Raw genomic sequence first — 16,414 nt, forward strand, 5'->3', positions numbered from 1 at the left:
GCACCTACCCCGTGATATCGGTGCTGGCCACGTTGAACACCGCGGTGTCGATGCCGCTGCCGCCATGCAGCGTGTCGTTGCCGGTGCCGCCGTTCAGCGTGTCGTTGCCCGTGCCGCCACCCCACAATTCGTCGTTGCCGCTGCCGCCGATCAGCAGGTCGTTGCCGGTGCCGCCGTCAAGGCGGTCGTTGCCCGCTTCGCCGTCGAGGACGTCGTCGCCATCATCCACGAAGAAGGACGTGTTGCTGACCGTTTCGCCGGGATTGCGCAGCGTCGAGGGGGTCGGATCGGGATAGGGCGTGACGGAAACGTTGTAGTTTTTCTTGTCGCCCTTGCCGTCAAACAGCACATCGTCGCCCGCATAGCCGACCAGCCTATCGTTCTGGTAAGACCCCGTCATCGTGTCGTTGCCGTTGAAGATGTTGGTCTCGTAGAAGGCCCAGGTTGCCGTCTGCATCGTTGCAAGGTTTTGCGAGAATCCCTGAATGCCGAAACGCGCCGTATTGCCGCCCAGCGGGTCCACCGTGACGCTGTTGACCGTACCGGTCGAGGGGTTCAGAAAACCGTTGCCCTGGAAATAGGCCAATCCGCCGGCCACCGGCGTGAAATGAAATTCGTTGCCGGGGTTCGACTGCTGCGAAGCAGACCCGCCCACAAGGAATTGCGTGCCGCCGCCTTCGCGCGACAAATCAATTGCCGCCCCCGTAAAATAGTCGCCTGCAAAACCGTAGCCATAAAAATAATCCGCCAACTGCATTAAGAAAATTCCCTGCAAAAAAGCTCACAAGAAACGATGACCGTAATTTTCGGTGCTAATATCGTTGACGGTATTATTTGGATGTCGCAGGACGCACGTAAAACGATAGTTCGCAGCGACTGAGTGTGTCGCTTCAGAAAACAAAAATACAATTTACCGAAAATAACGGGCAAGAAAATGACAGGAACAGCGCCTGACGCGGCGCTTCGATGGTTTAATCAAATCTGTGTGTCTATGAAAAAGGACCACTGGCAAAGCAGCTTGGCGTGGACGGAACCGCCCGAAGGCATCGCGTCAGCCTTCAAAATAGTGTGTCTTATGACATAACTCTGACTCTCAAGAGGCTGACATTTATTTTCAAGGCGGGACCGCAAAACCACCCTAGATTGAACGCCATGCGACTCATAGGTCAACGCCGAAGGCCCTCAAGTTGTGGACGGAATTTAATTACTCGGAATTGGATAAGGCATATGCCATTCCGAATTCACCTTCATTCCTGCAATGTCCGGCGTCATGAATGGACCCCCTGGCAGGACCGAAAATACGGTATCTGGCGTCGATCACATGATTTGAACACAGGCGCATTACCACGCATCGGGGCCGAAAGAATAAGATCGGCACAGTCGAATTGAAATGCAATCGCCCAAGTCGGATTTGACAAAAGGCGCATTCGGGCCGCCTGCCGCGCCAAGATATGCGTTCGGGCAATCCGTCCCGCCCAACCCCGTGACATCCGCACCTTTCAAGGGTTTGCCAGTCCTGCTACCCTGTGCCGATGTTCAGGCAACTTCTTCCGATCAGTGCGCTTCTGTTGGGTTCGGCCCTGCTGCTTTTCGCCGGGGGCGTTCATAGCCTCATCCTGCCTGTGCGCGGGTCTGCGGAAGGGTTCACGGCAAGCTCGCTTGGCCTGCTGGGCACGGGCTGGGCGATCGGATACGTGCTTGGGTGCCTGACCGCGCCGCGACTTGTCGGTGCCGTCGGGCATACGCGCACCTTCGGTGTGATGTGCGCATTCGCCGCCGTATCGGTTCTGTTGCAGGCGATCGTCGTCGCGCCCTGGGCCTGGATCCCGGTTCGGGCGGTTTCGGGCTTTTGCTTTGCCGGCGCCGCGATGATCGTCGAATCCTGGCTGAACGACCGGGCGCAGCCCAGCACCAGGGGCAAGATCTTTGGCATTTACACGATGGTGAACCTTGCGGCCGTCACCGGGGGCCAAATGGTGATTTCCGCAGGCGACGCCACTGGCTTTCTCTTTTTCGCGGTTGCGGCGATCGTGTATTGCCTTGCCTTGATTCCAACGGCCCTGTCCACATCGGAGTCGCCCACCCCGCTCACGTCCGTGCGTCTGAACCTGCCTGCGCTTTGGCGCAACTCTCCGGTGGCTGTCGCCGCGGTGTTCCTCGTCGGCATCTCGAATGCTGCGTTCGGAACGCTTGCGGCCGTCTATGCCGACCGTGTCGGGCTTGCGCTGACGTCGATCGCCCTCTTTGCGAGCATCCCGGTTTTGGCGGGGGCGCTGTCGCAAGTGCCGATCGGGTTTGCCAGCGACCGCATGGATCGCCGGGTGGTTCTGCTTGCGGCCGCCGTTGTCGCGCTGGCGGCGGACCTCGCCTTTGTCCTGCTCGCTCCGGAAGGCCGCACGATGAATCTTTTCCTTGTCGGCGTATTCGGTGCGGCGATATTCGCCATGTATCCCGTCATCGTGGCACATGCGAATGACCACGCCCCTCCCGGCACGTCGATCCAGGTCTCTGGCGGTCTTCTGATGGTCTTCGGGTTGGGGTCGATCGTCGGGCCGCTGCTTGCCGGTGTCCTGATGTCCGAGGTCGGACCGCGGGGCCTGTTCCTGACGACGGTCGTCGCGCATGTGGTGATGATCGGTTTCACCCTCTGGCGGATTGCCCGCAGCCCTGCCGTCGCCCTCGCCGAAAAAGGCACGTTCAAGGTCAGCGGACCCGCCCGCGCCGCGACACCGGAGACGGCCGCGCTTGCCGAAGGGCAGATGGAAGCGATGCCGTTCGCACAGCCGACCGATCCGCCCGACAACCCTGCACAGGATCTGCCGCCAGCGAAAGAAGCTCCTCAGCACTAGAGCGCGCCGGCCAAGGGGTGGGACGCGTCGGTGACCAGGGCAAAGGCGAGATGCGCCGCGATGACGCCGACACCCACAAAAGACCCGTTGCGGGCGGATTGATCCAACGCGCGTCCCCGCCCGAATCCTCCGGTGCAACCAACTGTGCCATGCAAACCGCAAAACATGCTACACTGGTCCTCGGCTGCCGCGCCTCGGTCGATCCCGGGGCGGACAAGCCCGTTAGTCAGTGGGGGCCGCGCCCGGCTCCAACACGTTTGGAGGACCTGAGTTGGAAGTCATCAGCCTGACCCTGCCGATGTCCGTCGTTCTGGGGTTGCTGCTGTTCACGGTTGTCCTGTTCGTGTCGGAAGTGGTTCGGATAGACTTCGCCGCAATTCTCGTGATGGTTTTGCTCGGCCTGCTCAGTCAGCTTCCCGGGCTGCACGCGCTGGCGGATGTCACGCGCCTCTTTGACGGGCTGGCCTCCAATGCCGTCGTCTCGATCATCGCGGTCATGATCATCGGCGCGGGTCTGGACAAGACCGGGATGATGAACAGTGTCGCAGCGCTGATCCTCAGACGCGGCGGCAAGACCGAGGCGCGCGTCGTTCCGATCATCTCCGGCACCGTCGGTTTCATTTCCTCGTTCATGCAGAACGTGGGCGCGGCCGCGCTGTTCCTGCCGGTGGTCAGCCGCATTTCGGTCCGGACCGAAATTCCGCTCGGGCGCCTTCTGATGCCGATGGGCTTTTGCGCCATCCTCGGCGGCACGATGACGATGGTCGGCTCCTCGCCGCTGATCTTGCTGAACGATCTTTTGATCAACACCAATCTGACACTGCCCGAAGCGCAGCATGTCTCCACCTTCGGGCTCTTCTCCGTGACGCCGATCGGCCTGGCGCTGGTGGCCACCGGGATGCTGTATTTCATGCTGCTCGGGCGCTGGATCCTGCCCGGCGAACAGAAAAACGGCGACGCGGCGAGCGGGCGTTCGGTCAAGGAATACCTCAAGTCGATCTACGGCCTGAAGACCGACATCTTCGAGATCTCCATTCCGGCCGACCATCCTTGCGTCGGTCAGACGTTCGACGACCTCATGAAGCGCTATCACGTCTATATCATCGCAAGCGCCTATCAGGGCAGCACCTGGTTCGCGCCGGTCATCCAGACCAAGATCACGGCACCCTGCCGGCTGGCGTTGCTGGGGCGCGAAGAGAACATCAGACACATGGTCGAGGAGCAGGGCTTTGAATTGCACGACGATCTGGATGTCTTTGCCGAGATGTGCGCGCCGACCAAATCCGGCATCGCCGAGATGGTCATACCGCCGGGGTCGGCGGTGATCGGCAAATGCGCTCACGACCTCGTCTTTCGAAAGACCTACGGCGCAAGCCTTTTGGCGATCCATCGGGGCGAGGAGACGATGAGCCTTGTCGCGACGGAAGATCACGCGCCGACGCAGGTCGGGGAGGTGCCGTTCCTTGCGGGCGATACGCTGGTGATCCACAGCACATGGGAGGCCCTGACCCGCCTGACCCGCGACCGCAACTTCGTCGTCGTGACATCGGAATTCCCGCGAGAAGAGCTGCGTCCCACCAAGGTCGGATGGGCGCTGTTTTTCTTCGCGGTGGCGCTTGCGCTGATCCTGCTGACCGATCTGCGCCTGTCGCTTTGCCTGCTGACGGGCGCTGCGGGGATGATCCTGACCGGGGTCATCGACATCGACGAGGCCTACAAGGCCGTCAGCTGGAGCACCGTGTTCCTTCTGGCCAGCCTCATTCCGCTGGGACAGGCGGTTCAGTCCACTGGCACCGCCGCGTGGATCGCTCAGGAGATTCTGCAACTGCTCGACGGCTGGCCGATTTGGTCGTTGCAAGCCGGCGTGGCCGTCCTCGCGACGGTCTTTACCCTTATCATGTCAAACGTCGGGGCCACGGTTCTGCTGGTGCCATTGGCCATCTCGATAGCGCTTGCCGCCGGCGGCGATCCCGCGATCTTTGCCCTGACGGTGGCGATTTCGACCTCGAATTCCTTTCTGATCCCGACCCACCAGGTCAATGCGCTGATCATGGGGCCCGCCGGCTACAAGGTGACCGACTTCATCAAGAGCGGCGGCATCATGACCCTGCTGTTCCTCGTCGTGTCGCTTCTGATGCTGAACATCCTCTTTTGATGTTGAAAGCCCCACGGCTGTGCCCTGGCGGACGTCGCGCAGGGCGACTGGGGCTAAATCATTGATCGGCGCAGAAAGTCATGAAAAAACCGGGGTAAGCAGTGGCACTTCCGTCAATGCCGACATCGTAGCGCATTGATTTCGCATGCCGCAAACCTGTCCCGGCGCTGGATGCAAAGCGCGCGAAGCTTTTGGCTTCGGCGACAAACCACAAATCGGGATGGGTGGCGGAGACGAAGGGATTCGAACCCTCGAGACCCTTCCGGGCCTACTCCCTTAGCAGGGGAGCGCCTTCGACCACTCGGCCACGTCTCCGCCGACGGGTATAGCCAAGCAAGTGCAGGTGATACAAGGCGAAATCACCCTTGCTTTGAAATTTGTCGGCAAGCCCCCGAACCCCCTGAAAAAGCTCAGGAAACGTTTTATTGGCCAAGACCGGCAAGATCCGGACAGTTTGATCCTACCGCTTTTGGGCAGCCGTGTCCGACAGTGGAACAAGCCCTCGCGGCCCTGGGAATGACGCCACGCGACACTTGCGCCCCCCCCTCGACACGCGACGCTTTAGGGGACGCGACCAGGGGATTGATCGCATCCAGACCTCTGAAACACTGACGGCGCGCGGCCGCCCGATGCAAACCAAAGCCGCAAGCCCTCCCTTCGGCAATCACTCTCGACCGACTGGTGACCATCTGGTGATCAGCCCGCGACCACGACCCTTCGGCTTTCCGGCTGAGGCTGCGAGGCTCCCAATCATGCACAAAGACCATAACGAACCGCGCGGATGCGCGTTCTCTCACACGGCGGTGAGCAACTGTGCTTTGAAAACCACGGATCGGTTGCACACCTAATTACCAGACGGCGCGGACGTGCCGCTGCTCTTTGCTGCGCTGCCCGCCTCAGCCCAAAGGAGACAGGACATGAAACTGATCGCAATACCACTTGCCGCGGCTTTGCTGGCGACAGCCGCCCATGCCGACACGTCGGACCGCTATCGCGACATGCGCCTCGATACGTCGCGGACCGGTGCCGCCGATGCGGACAACGCCGCGGACAAGAACCGGCGCGGGGCCTCGCCCCGCCGAGCCGATCCGCGCCCGGCACCGGGGCAGGCGGACCGCACGGATACCTCGGACCGCGCAATCACCGCAGGGCCCAGTTATGCCTATGCGTCCCCCTTCGGCGTGGGGCCCGACAACGACAGCCGCTGATCTTTCGAACGCCCGTCCGATCACCCGGCAACGCGGGTCCGACATAAGCACGTTCAAGGCTCAGACAGGATCGCGCGCCAATGCACAAACCTGTGATGGCCATGTGATACTGGCATCAAAAATACAATCAATACACTGTTTTTAAACAAATTTAACCATCCGCATTTCCGCACCAAATCGGCAAAAATGGTGGAAAACTCGAAAACACTCGCTCTTGGGACGGAACGAACCCACTCCAGGCGGTGTTGAGACCCCAGAACGCAGGACGATGCTTCGAACAGTGCTTCGAACAGCGCCTTGCAAACAGAACTGAAGGAAGAATTGACATGAAACTGATCACAACAACAATCGCCGCCACACTCCTGAGCACCGCAGCATTTGCCGACAACTCCGACCGCTACAACGACTTGCGCCTGGACACATCCAATGCCGCGACGGTCTATGCAGACGGTGAACAGCCCAAGGCAGACGCCGATGCCTCCACCTTCTACAACGACCTGCGGCTGAACACCTCGGACGCCGAGACGTCCGAAGACGGCGTGACCTTCTCCACGCGCAGCGACGCCTCGGCGCGCACATCCGGCGAAGGCTACATCTACGGCGGATTCGGCGACGGCAACGACAGCCGCTAAACCCGCCCGATAAAACGATCAAAGGCTCCCGGTTGGGAGCCTTTTTTCATGGCGTGAGACGGCTTTGGGCCAAGCCCGTGGTCAGGTGTTGAACAAAAAGTGCAGGACATCGCCGTCCTTGACGGTATAGGCCTTGCCCTCCGCCCGCATCTTGCCCGCTTCCTTTGCCGGCCCCTCGCCGCCCAGCGCCACGAAATCGGCATAGGCAATCGTTTCGGCGCGGATGAACCCCTTTTCGAAATCGCCGTGAATGACACCCGCCGCCTTGGGCGCAGAAGTGCCGTGGCGGATCGTCCATGCGCGGGCTTCCTTGGGGCCCACGGTGAAATACGTCTCGAGATGCAAAAGCTCGTAACCCGCCCGGATCAGACGATCGAGCCCCGCTTCGTTCAATCCCATCTCCTCAAGAAACATGGTCGCCTCGTCCGGCTCGAGTTGGCTGATCTCTTCCTCGATCTGGGCCGAGATCACGACATGCAGATTACCCTGCGCCGCTGCCATTTCAGCGACTTTCCGCGACTGGTCATTTCCCTCCGCCGCTTCGGCCTCGCCCACGTTGCAGACATAGAGCACCGGCTTGGTCGTCAGAAGTTGCAGCATCCGCCAGGCCTTGCGGTCGTCTTCGTCCACCTCGACGACTCGGGCGGGCTGGCCCTGCTCCAACACCTCCAGCGCGCGCCGCATGAGCCGCTCCTGCTGAACCGCCTCCTTGTCACCGCCACGCACCTTGCGCACGATGTTCTGCAGACGCTTTTCGATGCTCTCGATGTCGGCCAGCATCAATTCGGTCTCGATCGTCTCGGCGTCGGCAACCGGATCGACCCGACCCTCGACGTGGGTCACGTCGCCGTCCTCGAAACAGCGCAGGACATGGGCAATGGCGTCCACCTCGCGGATGTTGGCCAGGAACTGGTTGCCAAGGCCCTCGCCCTTGCTTGCGCCTTTGACGAGGCCGGCGATGTCCACGAATGTCATGCGCGTCGGAATGATCTGCTTGGACCCCGCAATCGCCGCCAGCTTGTCCAGCCGCGCGTCGGGCACCGCGACCTCGCCGACATTGGGTTCGATCGTGCAGAAGGGAAAGTTGGCGGCCTGAGCGGCAGCCGTTTTCGTCAGCGCGTTGAACAGCGTGGATTTACCCACGTTGGGCAGCCCCACGATTCCCATTTTGAAACCCATACCATCTCTCCTGACATCCGGTTTGCGCGCTTCTACGGCGCGTGAGGCCTGCGTGCAAGCGCCGCCCCGACGCGCGACGCACCGAAAAACTCGAACTTGCCGGCCCGGATTTTTCAAACAATCCGCACTCCGCGGCCCGTGTTGTGCATTGATCTTTGCGACCCGTTTGGGCACACCGCTTGCAGACACCACCAAAAGGCCATCCCATGACCCGTATCGACGCCAAATTCGCAGAGCTCAAAGCCGCCGGGAAAAAGGCGTTCGTGTCTTATGTGATGGCGGGCGATCCCGACTACCAGACCTCGCTCGACATCGTGCGCGGCCTGCCAAGCGCGGGCGTTGACATCATCGAACTGGGCCTGCCCTTCACCGACCCCATGGCCGATGGCCCGACGATCCAGCTGGCCGGGCAACGCGCGCTCGACGGCGGGATGACCTTGCAGAAAACGCTCGATCTGGCGCGGGAATTCCGCAAGGGCGACACCACGACCCCGATCGTTCTGATGGGCTATTACAACCCGATCTACAGCCGCGGCGTGGACAAGTTTCTGGTCGATGCCAAGGACGCCGGCATAGACGGGTTGATCGTCGTCGATCTGCCGCCCGAAGAGGACGCAGAGCTTTGCATCCCCGCACAGGCGGCGGGGCTGAACTTCATCCGGCTCGCGACCCCCACCACCGACGACAAGCGCCTGCCCCGTGTGATGCAGAACACCTCGGGCTTTGTCTATTACGTGTCCATCACCGGAATCACCGGCGCGGCCGAGGCTGAAGCCGCCGATGTCGCCCCCGAAGTGGCGCGCATCCAGAAAGCCGGCGGCCTGCCGGTGATCGTGGGCTTCGGCGTCAACACCCCCGACAAGGCCCGCAGCATTGCAAGCGTCGCCGACGGCACCGTGGTCGGGTCCGCCATCGTGTCCAGGATCGCGGCGGGTGACAGCGTGCCCGATGTGCTCGCATTCGTGAAAACCCTGTCGGACGGCGCGCACTCCGCCTGATCCGGGGCGCGCCTGGTTCTGTGGTGCCCGCCCCCCCCGACGTCGCGCCGCATTTGGACATACGCGCGGCGCGGTCGCGCCCAAGGCAAGGTGCCGCAGGGCTGGTCGACGATGCCGGCGCGACCGAACATCGCGAACAAACCAGGCGCTGCCATCGGCCACTCCCTGCCCGGTGCGGGGCTAAGCCTTGCGATATGCCATGTCCAAATCAGTCGCCCCCATCTGGCGTGAAAAGTTGCAGCGCCGAAGAATGCTCCGGCGCCGTCGGTTTGGATTGATCTGCCGCCCCGTGATTGGTAATGAAAACTGACCAAAGCGCCGAGGTATGCAATGCCCGTCATCACCAACATCGAAGACCTGAAACGGATCCACGAACGCCGCGTTCCGCGCATGTTCTACGATTATGCCGAAAGCGGAAGCTGGACCGAGCAGACCTTTCGCGACAACAGCACCGATTTTGACCAGATCCGTCTGCGCCAGCGGGTGGCCGTTGACATGTCGGGCCGCAGCACCGCCAGCCAGATGATCGGACAGGACGTATCGATGCCCGTGGCGCTTGCGCCCGTGGGCCTGACGGGGATGCAGCACGCCGACGGCGAAATGAAAGCCGCCCGCGCCGCCGAGCGGTTCGGCGTGCCCTTCACATTGTCCACCATGTCCATCAACTCGATCGAGGACGTGGCGGGCCACACCAATGCGCCCTTCTGGTTCCAGCTTTACACGATGAAGGACACCGATTACGTCAGCCGCCTGATCCAGCGCGCCAAGGATGCCAAATGCTCCGCTCTGGTCATCACGCTCGACCTTCAGATCCTCGGCCAGCGGCACAAGGATCTCAAGAACGGCCTGTCCGCCCCGCCCAAGCTCACCGCGAAAACCATCGGCAACCTGATGACGAAATGGGCCTGGGGCATTGAGATGCTCAGTGCCAAGCGGCGCGAATTCGGCAATATCGTGGGACACGTCGAAGGCATCTCCGACGCCTCCTCTCTGAGCGCCTGGGCAGCGGAACAGTTCGATCCCTCGCTCGACTGGAGCAAGATCGCGAAGATCAAGGAGCAATGGGACGGCAAGGTCATCCTCAAGGGCATCCTCGACGCCGAGGACGCCAAGATGGCGCTCAAGGTCGGTGCGGACGCGATCATCGTCAGCAATCACGGCGGACGACAGCTCGACGGCGCGATCAGTTCGATCCGCGCCCTGCCCTCGATCCTCGACGCGGTGGGCGATCAGGTCGAAGTCCACCTCGACAGCGGCATCCGCTCGGGACAGGACGTGCTCAAGGCGCTGGCGATGGGGGCGAAAGGCACCTATATCGGGCGCGCCTTCATCTACGGGCTGGGCGCGATGGGCCAAAAAGGCGTGACCACCGCGCTGGAGGTCATCCACCGCGAGCTTGACACCACGATGGCGCTTTGCGGGGAAACTTCGGTCCAGAACTTGGGGCGTCACAACCTGTTGGTCCCCGAAGGCTTCTCCGGCCGGTGGGAAGCCTGATCGGCGCGTAGGGGGACCGACCCATGCTGGTGTTTCTCAAGGCAAATCTCGCCTTTCTGGCGGTGCCTAAAACCGGAACCACCGCCGTGGAAATGGCGTTGAAACCGCGCGCCGACGTCATCTTTGCGCGTGGGCGCAAGCACACGACGGCGGCCCGCTACCACAACAAGGTCGCCCCCTTCCTTCATGACACCTTCGGCACCCGGCCCGAGGCGGTTGCCGTGTTGCGCGACCCGGTGGAGCAGATCCGCAGTTGGTACAGATACCGCTCCGGCCCGCGCCAGACCGGCACGAAGGTCAGCACGCGCGGGTGTAGCTTCGATGACTTCGTGCTGGCCGTGATCGCCGACGACCCGCCCGATTTCGCCGGTATCGGCAGCCAGCACAGCTTCCTGACGTCCGGCTCCGGCACCTTGCTGGTGACGCATCTCTTCGCCTACGAGGCACAGCCCGCGTTTCGCGGCTTCCTGTCCGACCGGCTCGACACGCCGGTAAACCTGAAACCCAAGAATGTCTCGCCTGCCGCCGCCGCCCCCCTGTCGCCCCGCGTCGAACAGGCCCTGCGCGCCGCGCGCGCGGCGGACTTCGCGCTGCATGACCGGCTTGTGGCCACCGGGGGGTACATCCATACCGAAATCGGGACAGGGTGATCGACCTGCGCCATGCCTCCGGCGGGGATATTTGAAGAACACAAGAAGAGAGAAGCTGCCATCTTCTTGTGTTCTTCAAATATCCCGGGGTGCGGGGCAGCGCCCCGCGGCGCAGACGTCGGGTGCCAAAAACCCTCTTTCCATGCCGGTCGATCCGGTCTATACGCGCGGCTTCACGTGGACATACAGCCTTGGAGGATGTCCGCCCTAATTATTGGAGACTACAACAATGGCCGGAGAGATCCCTGATCTTGAAGCCCAGGAACGTACGGGGACAGGCAAGGGCGCCGCTCGTGCCGCACGCCGTGCCGACATGGTTCCTGGTATCGTTTTTGGTGGTGACGTTGACCCGTTGCCGATCAACATTCCCTTCAACGTGCTGATCAAGAAGTTGCGCGACGGGCGGTTCAAATCGACCCTGTTCAACATGAAGGTCGAAGGCCACGACGACGTCCGCGTCATCTGCCGCGACGTTCAGCGTCACGTTGTCAAGGACCTGCCGACGCACGTCGATTTCATGCGCCTGCGCCGCACCACCAAGATCAACCTCTTCATTCCGGTCGAAGTCGTCGGCGAAGAAGAAAGCCCCGGCCTGAAGGCGGGTGGCGTTCTGACGCTCATTCGTCCCGAGGTGGAACTTGTCGTGACAGCGGGCGATATCCCCGATCACGTCACCATCGACGTGTCCGCGCTCGAGATCGGCGAGAATGTCTCGATCTCTTCGGTCACGCTGCCCGAGGGCGCGAAACCGACGATCGACCGTGATTTCGTGATTGCCAACCTGTCGGCCCCCTCCGGTCTTGCCTCGCAAAAGGATGAGGACGAGGAAGAGGTCGAAGCGGACGAAGTGCCCACCACCGAGCAGGGCGACGGCGAAGCCAGCGAAGAATAGGACGCACCACGGTGACGTCACAGGATACGGGGTCGCTTGCGGCCCCGTATTTCGTTTGTCCGCCGCACTTGGTATGGTGCGGCGACAAAGAGCATCGCAGCCGGGAGACAGGCAATGAAACTGATCGTGGGGCTGGGCAATCCGGGCGCCAAATACGCCCGTCACCGGCATAACATCGGCTTTATGGCGCTTGACCGCATCGCACAGGATCACGGCTTTCCGCCCTGGAAGGCCAAACATCAGGGCAGCGTGAGCGAAGGGCGTTTCGGCACTGACCGCGCGGTCCTGCTCAAGCCCGAAACCTTCATGAACAATTCCGGCCAGTCGGTGCAGGCCGCCATGCGATTCTACAAGCTGGAGCCTGCGGACGTGATCGTACTGCACGACGAGATCGACCTGGCCCCCGGCAAGGTCAAGTGCAAACAGGGCGGCGGCCACGCGGGCCACAACGGCCTGCGGTCCATTCACGCCCATATCGGCCCCGATTATGCCCGGGTGCGGCTGGGCGTCGGTCATCCCGGCCACAAGGATCGCGTGCCGGGCTACGTGCTGCATGATTTCGCCAAGGCAGACGAGGCGTGGCTCGACGATGTGTTGCGCGGTGTCAGCGACGGCGCACCGATGCTGGCGACCGGCGACATGCCGAAATTTCTCAATGCCGTGGCCATGCGTGTCGCCCCCCCGCGTTCGGGCACCGGCCAAAAGGACCCGCGCGGCGCCAAACCGCCGGCAGACAGCACGCCGGGCCGCCCCGCGCAGGCGCGCCCGCCGGTCGATCCCGCGCCGTCCGGCACGGACAGCCACGCGGCTGAAGCGGCGCCCCAGAGCCCGCTGCAAAAGCTGATGCAGAAGTTCCGCTAGACATCACATGCAGGGTCGCGCGCGGGGCCGCCTGTCCGGGACTGGCGCAGCCGTGTCCGGTGTGAAACTGTGATGGACGACGATCAAAGGAAAACACACATGCGGACATTTGCGACATGGATACTGCGCGCGGCCTTGGCGCTGGCGCTGGCGGCTTTGGTGATAGGGCTTTGGAAACGCGAGGAAATCACACGCCTTCTGGCGGTCAACAGCCTGTTTGCCGAGGACAGGATCGTCCGGAATTTCAGCAACATGGACGCCGCTTTCCTGACGGCCCCCCTGCCGCGGGGTGACGGCCCGGTGTCCGCCCTGCCGCAAGGCGACCGGATCAGCCTTCCGCCCGGGGTCGCGGAGTGGAAAGCGGCGCGCAGCGTCACATCGCTTCTGGTGCTCAAGGATGGCCAGATCGTGCACGAGGATTACGCCCTTGGCACCACGTCGCAGGACAGGCGGATCAGCTGGTCCGTGGCCAAAAGCTTTCTGTCCGCCCTGACCGGCGTGCTGTTGGACGAAGGTGCGATTGCCTCGCTCGACGATCCGGTCACGAAATACGCGCCGATGCTCGCGGGCGGCGCCTATGACCGGGCCAGCATCCGCCATGTCCTGAACATGGCCAGCGGCGTCAGCTTTGACGAAGACTACCTTGATTTCTACAGCGACATCAATCGTATGGGGCGTGTTCTGGCGATGGGCGGCGCAATGGATGTCTTTGCCGCAAGCCTGGTCGACACCTTTGCGGACCCTGGCACCGACTGGCAATATGTGTCGATCGACACCCATGTGATCGGCATGGTGATCCGCGGCGCGACAGGGCGCAGCGTGTCAGACCTGCTGGCGGAAAAGATCATCGCACCGCTCGGTCTCGAACAGCAGCCCTACTATCTGACCGATGGCGAGGGCGTCGCCTTTGTGCTGGGCGGTCTGAACATGACCACCCGCGACTATGCACGATTTGGCCAGATGATCGCGCAAGGGGGCCGCTGGCAGGGTCGGCAGATCGTGCCGGAGCATTGGATCGACGCCTCGACCAAACCGACGGCGCCGACCGGCCCGGATGAATTCGGATATGGCTACCAATGGTGGATTCCGCACAATAGCCGGCCCGGCGAATACATGGGGCGTGGCATTTACGGCCAATACATCTACATTGACGAACAGTCGGGCGTGGTCATCGCCACCACCGCCGCCGACCGGAAGTTCCGCGCCCCCGGCGTCAACGCGCAGAACGTCGAGATTTTTCGCCGGATCGCCCGCAGCCTGTAAAGGAAAACATCTATGGAACCCGATGACAGCATCAATGTGCTGGACGAACCGCTGGCGCAGTGCGGGATGGACCCGGTCACGGGCTTCTTTCGGGATGGGCACTGCAACACCTGCGCCGCCGACCAGGGCAGCCACACCGTCTGCGCCGTAATGACCGCCGAATTTCTGGCGTTCTCGAAATACGTTGGCAACGATCTGAGCACCCCGCGCCCCGAATTCGGCTTTGCGGGGCTCGCTCCTGGCGATCCGTGGTGCCTGTGCGCCGCGCGGTTCCTGCAAGCGCACGACGAAGGCTGCGCACCGCGTGTGAACCTTGACGCGACCCATCGGCGTGCGCTCGACATCGTGCCGCTGGACGTGCTCAAACGCTACGGCTGACCGGTTGGCGGCGATCCTGCGGACCGCCGGTTTCCTGCGGTCGGTGCGACCGGCAAGGCCCAAGCTGGTCGGTCAGCCGACGCCGTCCCCGCCCCGACAGCAGCCGCAGCGGTGCCCTGTCAGGCGAAGTCGCCCATCTCGAACTCAAGCGCCTTGGCCACGGTAAAGATGTCCTTGTCGCCGCGTCCGCACATGTTCATGCAGATGATGTGATCCGCCGGAAGCTCCGGCGCGATCTTCATCACGTGTGCCAATGCGTGCGACGGCTCCAGCGCGGGGATGATCCCTTCAAGCGTGCAGCAAATCTGAAACGCCGCCAGCGCTTCCTTGTCGGTGATCGACACGTATTGCGCGCGCCCGATGTCATGCAGCCACGAATGCTCCGGACCGATACCCGGATAATCGAGACCCGCCGAAATCGAATACCCTTCGAGGATCTGGCCGTCATCGTCCTGCAACAGGTAGGTGCGGTTGCCGTGCAGAACGCCGGGGCGCCCACCGGTCAGCGAGGCGCAATGCTCCATCTTGGCGTTGACGCCCTTGCCGCCCGCCTCCACGCCGATGATGCCAACCTCCTTGTCGTCGAGAAACGGATAGAACAGACCCATCGCATTCGATCCGCCCCCGATGGCGGCGATCACCGTATCGGGCAGACGCCCTTCGGCCTCGTCCATCTGCTCGCGGACCTCCTTGCCGATGATGCTTTGGAAATCGCGCACCATCGCGGGATAGGGATGCGGGCCCGCCACGGTGCCGATGCAATAGAACGTGTCGCGCACGTTGGTGACCCAATCGCGCAGCGCATCGTTCATTGCGTCCTTGAGCGTCCCGCGGCCCGAGGTGACCGGGATCACCTCGGCGCCCAGCAGCTTCATCCGGAACACGTTCGGGGCCTGGCGTTCGACGTCATGCGCCCCCATGTACACCACGCACTGCAACCCGAACTTGGCACAGACCGTGGCGGTGGCGACACCGTGCTGGCCCGCGCCGGTTTCCGCGATGATGCGCTTCTTGCCCATGCGGCGGGCCAGGATGATCTGGCCCAGCACATTGTTGATCTTGTGCGCGCCGGTATGGTTCAGCTCGTCGCGCTTCATGTAGACCTTGGCACCACCCAGATGTTCGGTCATCCGTTCCGCGAAATACAAGGGGCTGGGGCGGCCGACATAATGCTTCCACAGGTAGTCCATCTCCGCCCAGAAACTGTCGTCGGTCTTGGCCCTCTCGTACTGCTCTTCCAATTCGAGGATCAGCGGCATCAGCGTTTCCGAGACGAAGCGCCCTCCGAAATCGCCAAAGCGCCCGTTCTCATCCGGGCCGGTCATGAAGCTGTTGAACAGATCGTTTGCCATTGGTCACTCCTCGTGTGCTGCGCTCAGCCTTAGCCTGCCGCCCCAGCGTCGTAAAGGCAGCGCTGGCGCGCGCGTTGCCGCAGACGGAAAATTTGAAATTTTCCAGTCTGGGTTTTTGGAATAATCCGGTCAGACGTCGCGCGCCGCCTCCTTCTCTCGCCAATATGCGAGGGCTTGGCTCATCCGTGGCGGCTCCTCGCTTTGGAAGTGGTGAAAGCGAAACCACGCCACCAGCCAGCGTGACGCGCGCAGCGCCTGCGCATGAGCGCCGCTTGCCGCGTACCGCTTCATGTCGCCGGGGCTTTCCCAGACCGACACCGACAGGTAACACCCGTCCGCCGCGATCAGCCCGGCCTTGACGCAGCCCTTGGCCCGGCGCGCCTGGCGCAGCGCACGGCGCGTGTAGAAATAGAACGGCAGCAAATGCCACATCCGCTTGGGCTGCCCGCCCCCGACCGCAACCAGATACATGCCTTCGTCCTTCCTTGTCAGCCGACGCC

At 62.4% G+C, this 16,414-nt stretch carries 15 protein-coding genes and 1 tRNA gene; 11 read left to right on the forward strand and 5 right to left on the reverse strand.

The window, feature by feature from the left end; genetic code table 11:
* Positions 1 to 4: 4 nt before the first annotated feature.
* A complete protein-coding gene (locus FDT80_RS07085) occupies positions 5 to 757 on the reverse strand; it encodes a calcium-binding protein (protein ID WP_138661479.1) in 753 nt (250 codons plus the stop codon).
* An 811-nt stretch (positions 758 to 1,568) separates the two neighbouring features.
* On the opposite strand from FDT80_RS07085, the gene FDT80_RS07090 reads away from it, so the two are divergent.
* Both FDT80_RS07090 and FDT80_RS07095 read left to right on the forward strand, forming a co-directional pair.
* The gene (locus FDT80_RS07090) at positions 1,569 to 2,849 is read left to right on the forward strand and encodes an MFS transporter (protein WP_342777642.1); all 1,281 of its coding nucleotides are present in this window, start codon (positions 1,569 to 1,571) and stop codon (positions 2,847 to 2,849) included.
* A 271-nt stretch (positions 2,850 to 3,120) separates the two neighbouring features.
* A complete protein-coding gene (locus FDT80_RS07095) occupies positions 3,121 to 5,004 on the forward strand; it encodes an SLC13 family permease (RefSeq protein ID WP_138661481.1) in 1,884 nt (627 codons plus the stop codon).
* A gap of 225 nt (positions 5,005 to 5,229) precedes the next feature.
* Here FDT80_RS07095 and FDT80_RS07100 read toward each other — a convergent pair.
* Positions 5,230 to 5,319, reverse strand: a tRNA-Ser gene (locus FDT80_RS07100).
* A gap of 602 nt (positions 5,320 to 5,921) precedes the next feature.
* Between FDT80_RS07100 and FDT80_RS07105 the strand changes: the two genes are divergently transcribed.
* A complete protein-coding gene (locus FDT80_RS07105; RefSeq protein ID WP_138661482.1) occupies positions 5,922 to 6,212 on the forward strand; it encodes a hypothetical protein in 291 nt (96 codons plus the stop codon).
* Between the two features lie 326 nt (positions 6,213 to 6,538).
* Positions 6,539 to 6,844, forward strand: a complete 306-nt coding sequence (locus FDT80_RS07110) for a hypothetical protein (protein WP_138661483.1) — start codon at positions 6,539 to 6,541, stop codon at positions 6,842 to 6,844.
* An 81-nt stretch (positions 6,845 to 6,925) separates the two neighbouring features.
* Here FDT80_RS07110 and ychF read toward each other — a convergent pair whose 3' ends face one another.
* Positions 6,926 to 8,023, reverse strand: a complete 1,098-nt coding sequence (gene ychF / locus FDT80_RS07115; RefSeq protein ID WP_138661484.1) for a redox-regulated ATPase YchF — start codon at positions 8,021 to 8,023, stop codon at positions 6,926 to 6,928.
* A gap of 206 nt (positions 8,024 to 8,229) precedes the next feature.
* Between ychF and trpA the strand changes: the two genes are divergently transcribed.
* From trpA to FDT80_RS07150, 7 genes are all read left to right on the forward strand, one after another.
* Complete coding sequence (gene trpA, locus FDT80_RS07120; RefSeq protein ID WP_138661485.1) at positions 8,230 to 9,021, forward strand: tryptophan synthase subunit alpha; 792 nt, start codon at positions 8,230 to 8,232, stop codon at positions 9,019 to 9,021.
* Positions 9,022 to 9,351: 330 nt separating this feature from the next.
* Entirely contained in the window at positions 9,352 to 10,518 is a 1,167-nt protein-coding gene (locus FDT80_RS07125) for an alpha-hydroxy acid oxidase (protein ID WP_138661486.1), read from the forward strand.
* A gap of 23 nt (positions 10,519 to 10,541) precedes the next feature.
* A complete protein-coding gene (locus tag FDT80_RS07130) occupies positions 10,542 to 11,168 on the forward strand; it encodes a hypothetical protein (protein ID WP_138661487.1) in 627 nt (208 codons plus the stop codon).
* A 229-nt stretch (positions 11,169 to 11,397) separates the two neighbouring features.
* Positions 11,398 to 12,060, forward strand: a complete 663-nt coding sequence (locus tag FDT80_RS07135; protein ID WP_138661488.1) for a 50S ribosomal protein L25/general stress protein Ctc — start codon at positions 11,398 to 11,400, stop codon at positions 12,058 to 12,060.
* Positions 12,061 to 12,174: 114 nt separating this feature from the next.
* Complete coding sequence (gene pth / locus FDT80_RS07140; RefSeq protein WP_138661489.1) at positions 12,175 to 12,921, forward strand: aminoacyl-tRNA hydrolase; 747 nt, start codon at positions 12,175 to 12,177, stop codon at positions 12,919 to 12,921.
* Between the two features lie 99 nt (positions 12,922 to 13,020).
* Positions 13,021 to 14,184, forward strand: coding sequence for a serine hydrolase domain-containing protein (locus FDT80_RS07145; protein ID WP_138661490.1), 1,164 nt, complete (start codon positions 13,021 to 13,023; stop codon positions 14,182 to 14,184).
* A 12-nt stretch (positions 14,185 to 14,196) separates the two neighbouring features.
* Positions 14,197 to 14,562, forward strand: a complete 366-nt coding sequence (locus FDT80_RS07150) for a DUF2237 family protein (protein ID WP_138661491.1) — start codon at positions 14,197 to 14,199, stop codon at positions 14,560 to 14,562.
* Between the two features lie 119 nt (positions 14,563 to 14,681).
* Here the strand turns inward: FDT80_RS07150 and trpB are convergent, their stop codons facing one another.
* Both trpB and FDT80_RS07160 read right to left on the reverse strand, forming a co-directional pair.
* Positions 14,682 to 15,914 (reverse strand): tryptophan synthase subunit beta, encoded by a 1,233-nt coding sequence (gene trpB / locus FDT80_RS07155; RefSeq protein ID WP_138661492.1) that lies wholly within the window; start codon positions 15,912 to 15,914, stop codon positions 14,682 to 14,684.
* 129 nt (positions 15,915 to 16,043) lie between these two features.
* Positions 16,044 to 16,385, reverse strand: a complete 342-nt coding sequence (locus FDT80_RS07160) for an antibiotic biosynthesis monooxygenase family protein (protein WP_138661493.1) — start codon at positions 16,383 to 16,385, stop codon at positions 16,044 to 16,046.
* Positions 16,386 to 16,414: the final 29 nt, after the last annotated feature.

The sequence above is a fragment of the Sulfitobacter sabulilitoris genome (assembly GCF_005887615.1).
Classification (GTDB): domain Bacteria; phylum Pseudomonadota; class Alphaproteobacteria; order Rhodobacterales; family Rhodobacteraceae; genus Sulfitobacter_E; species Sulfitobacter_E sabulilitoris.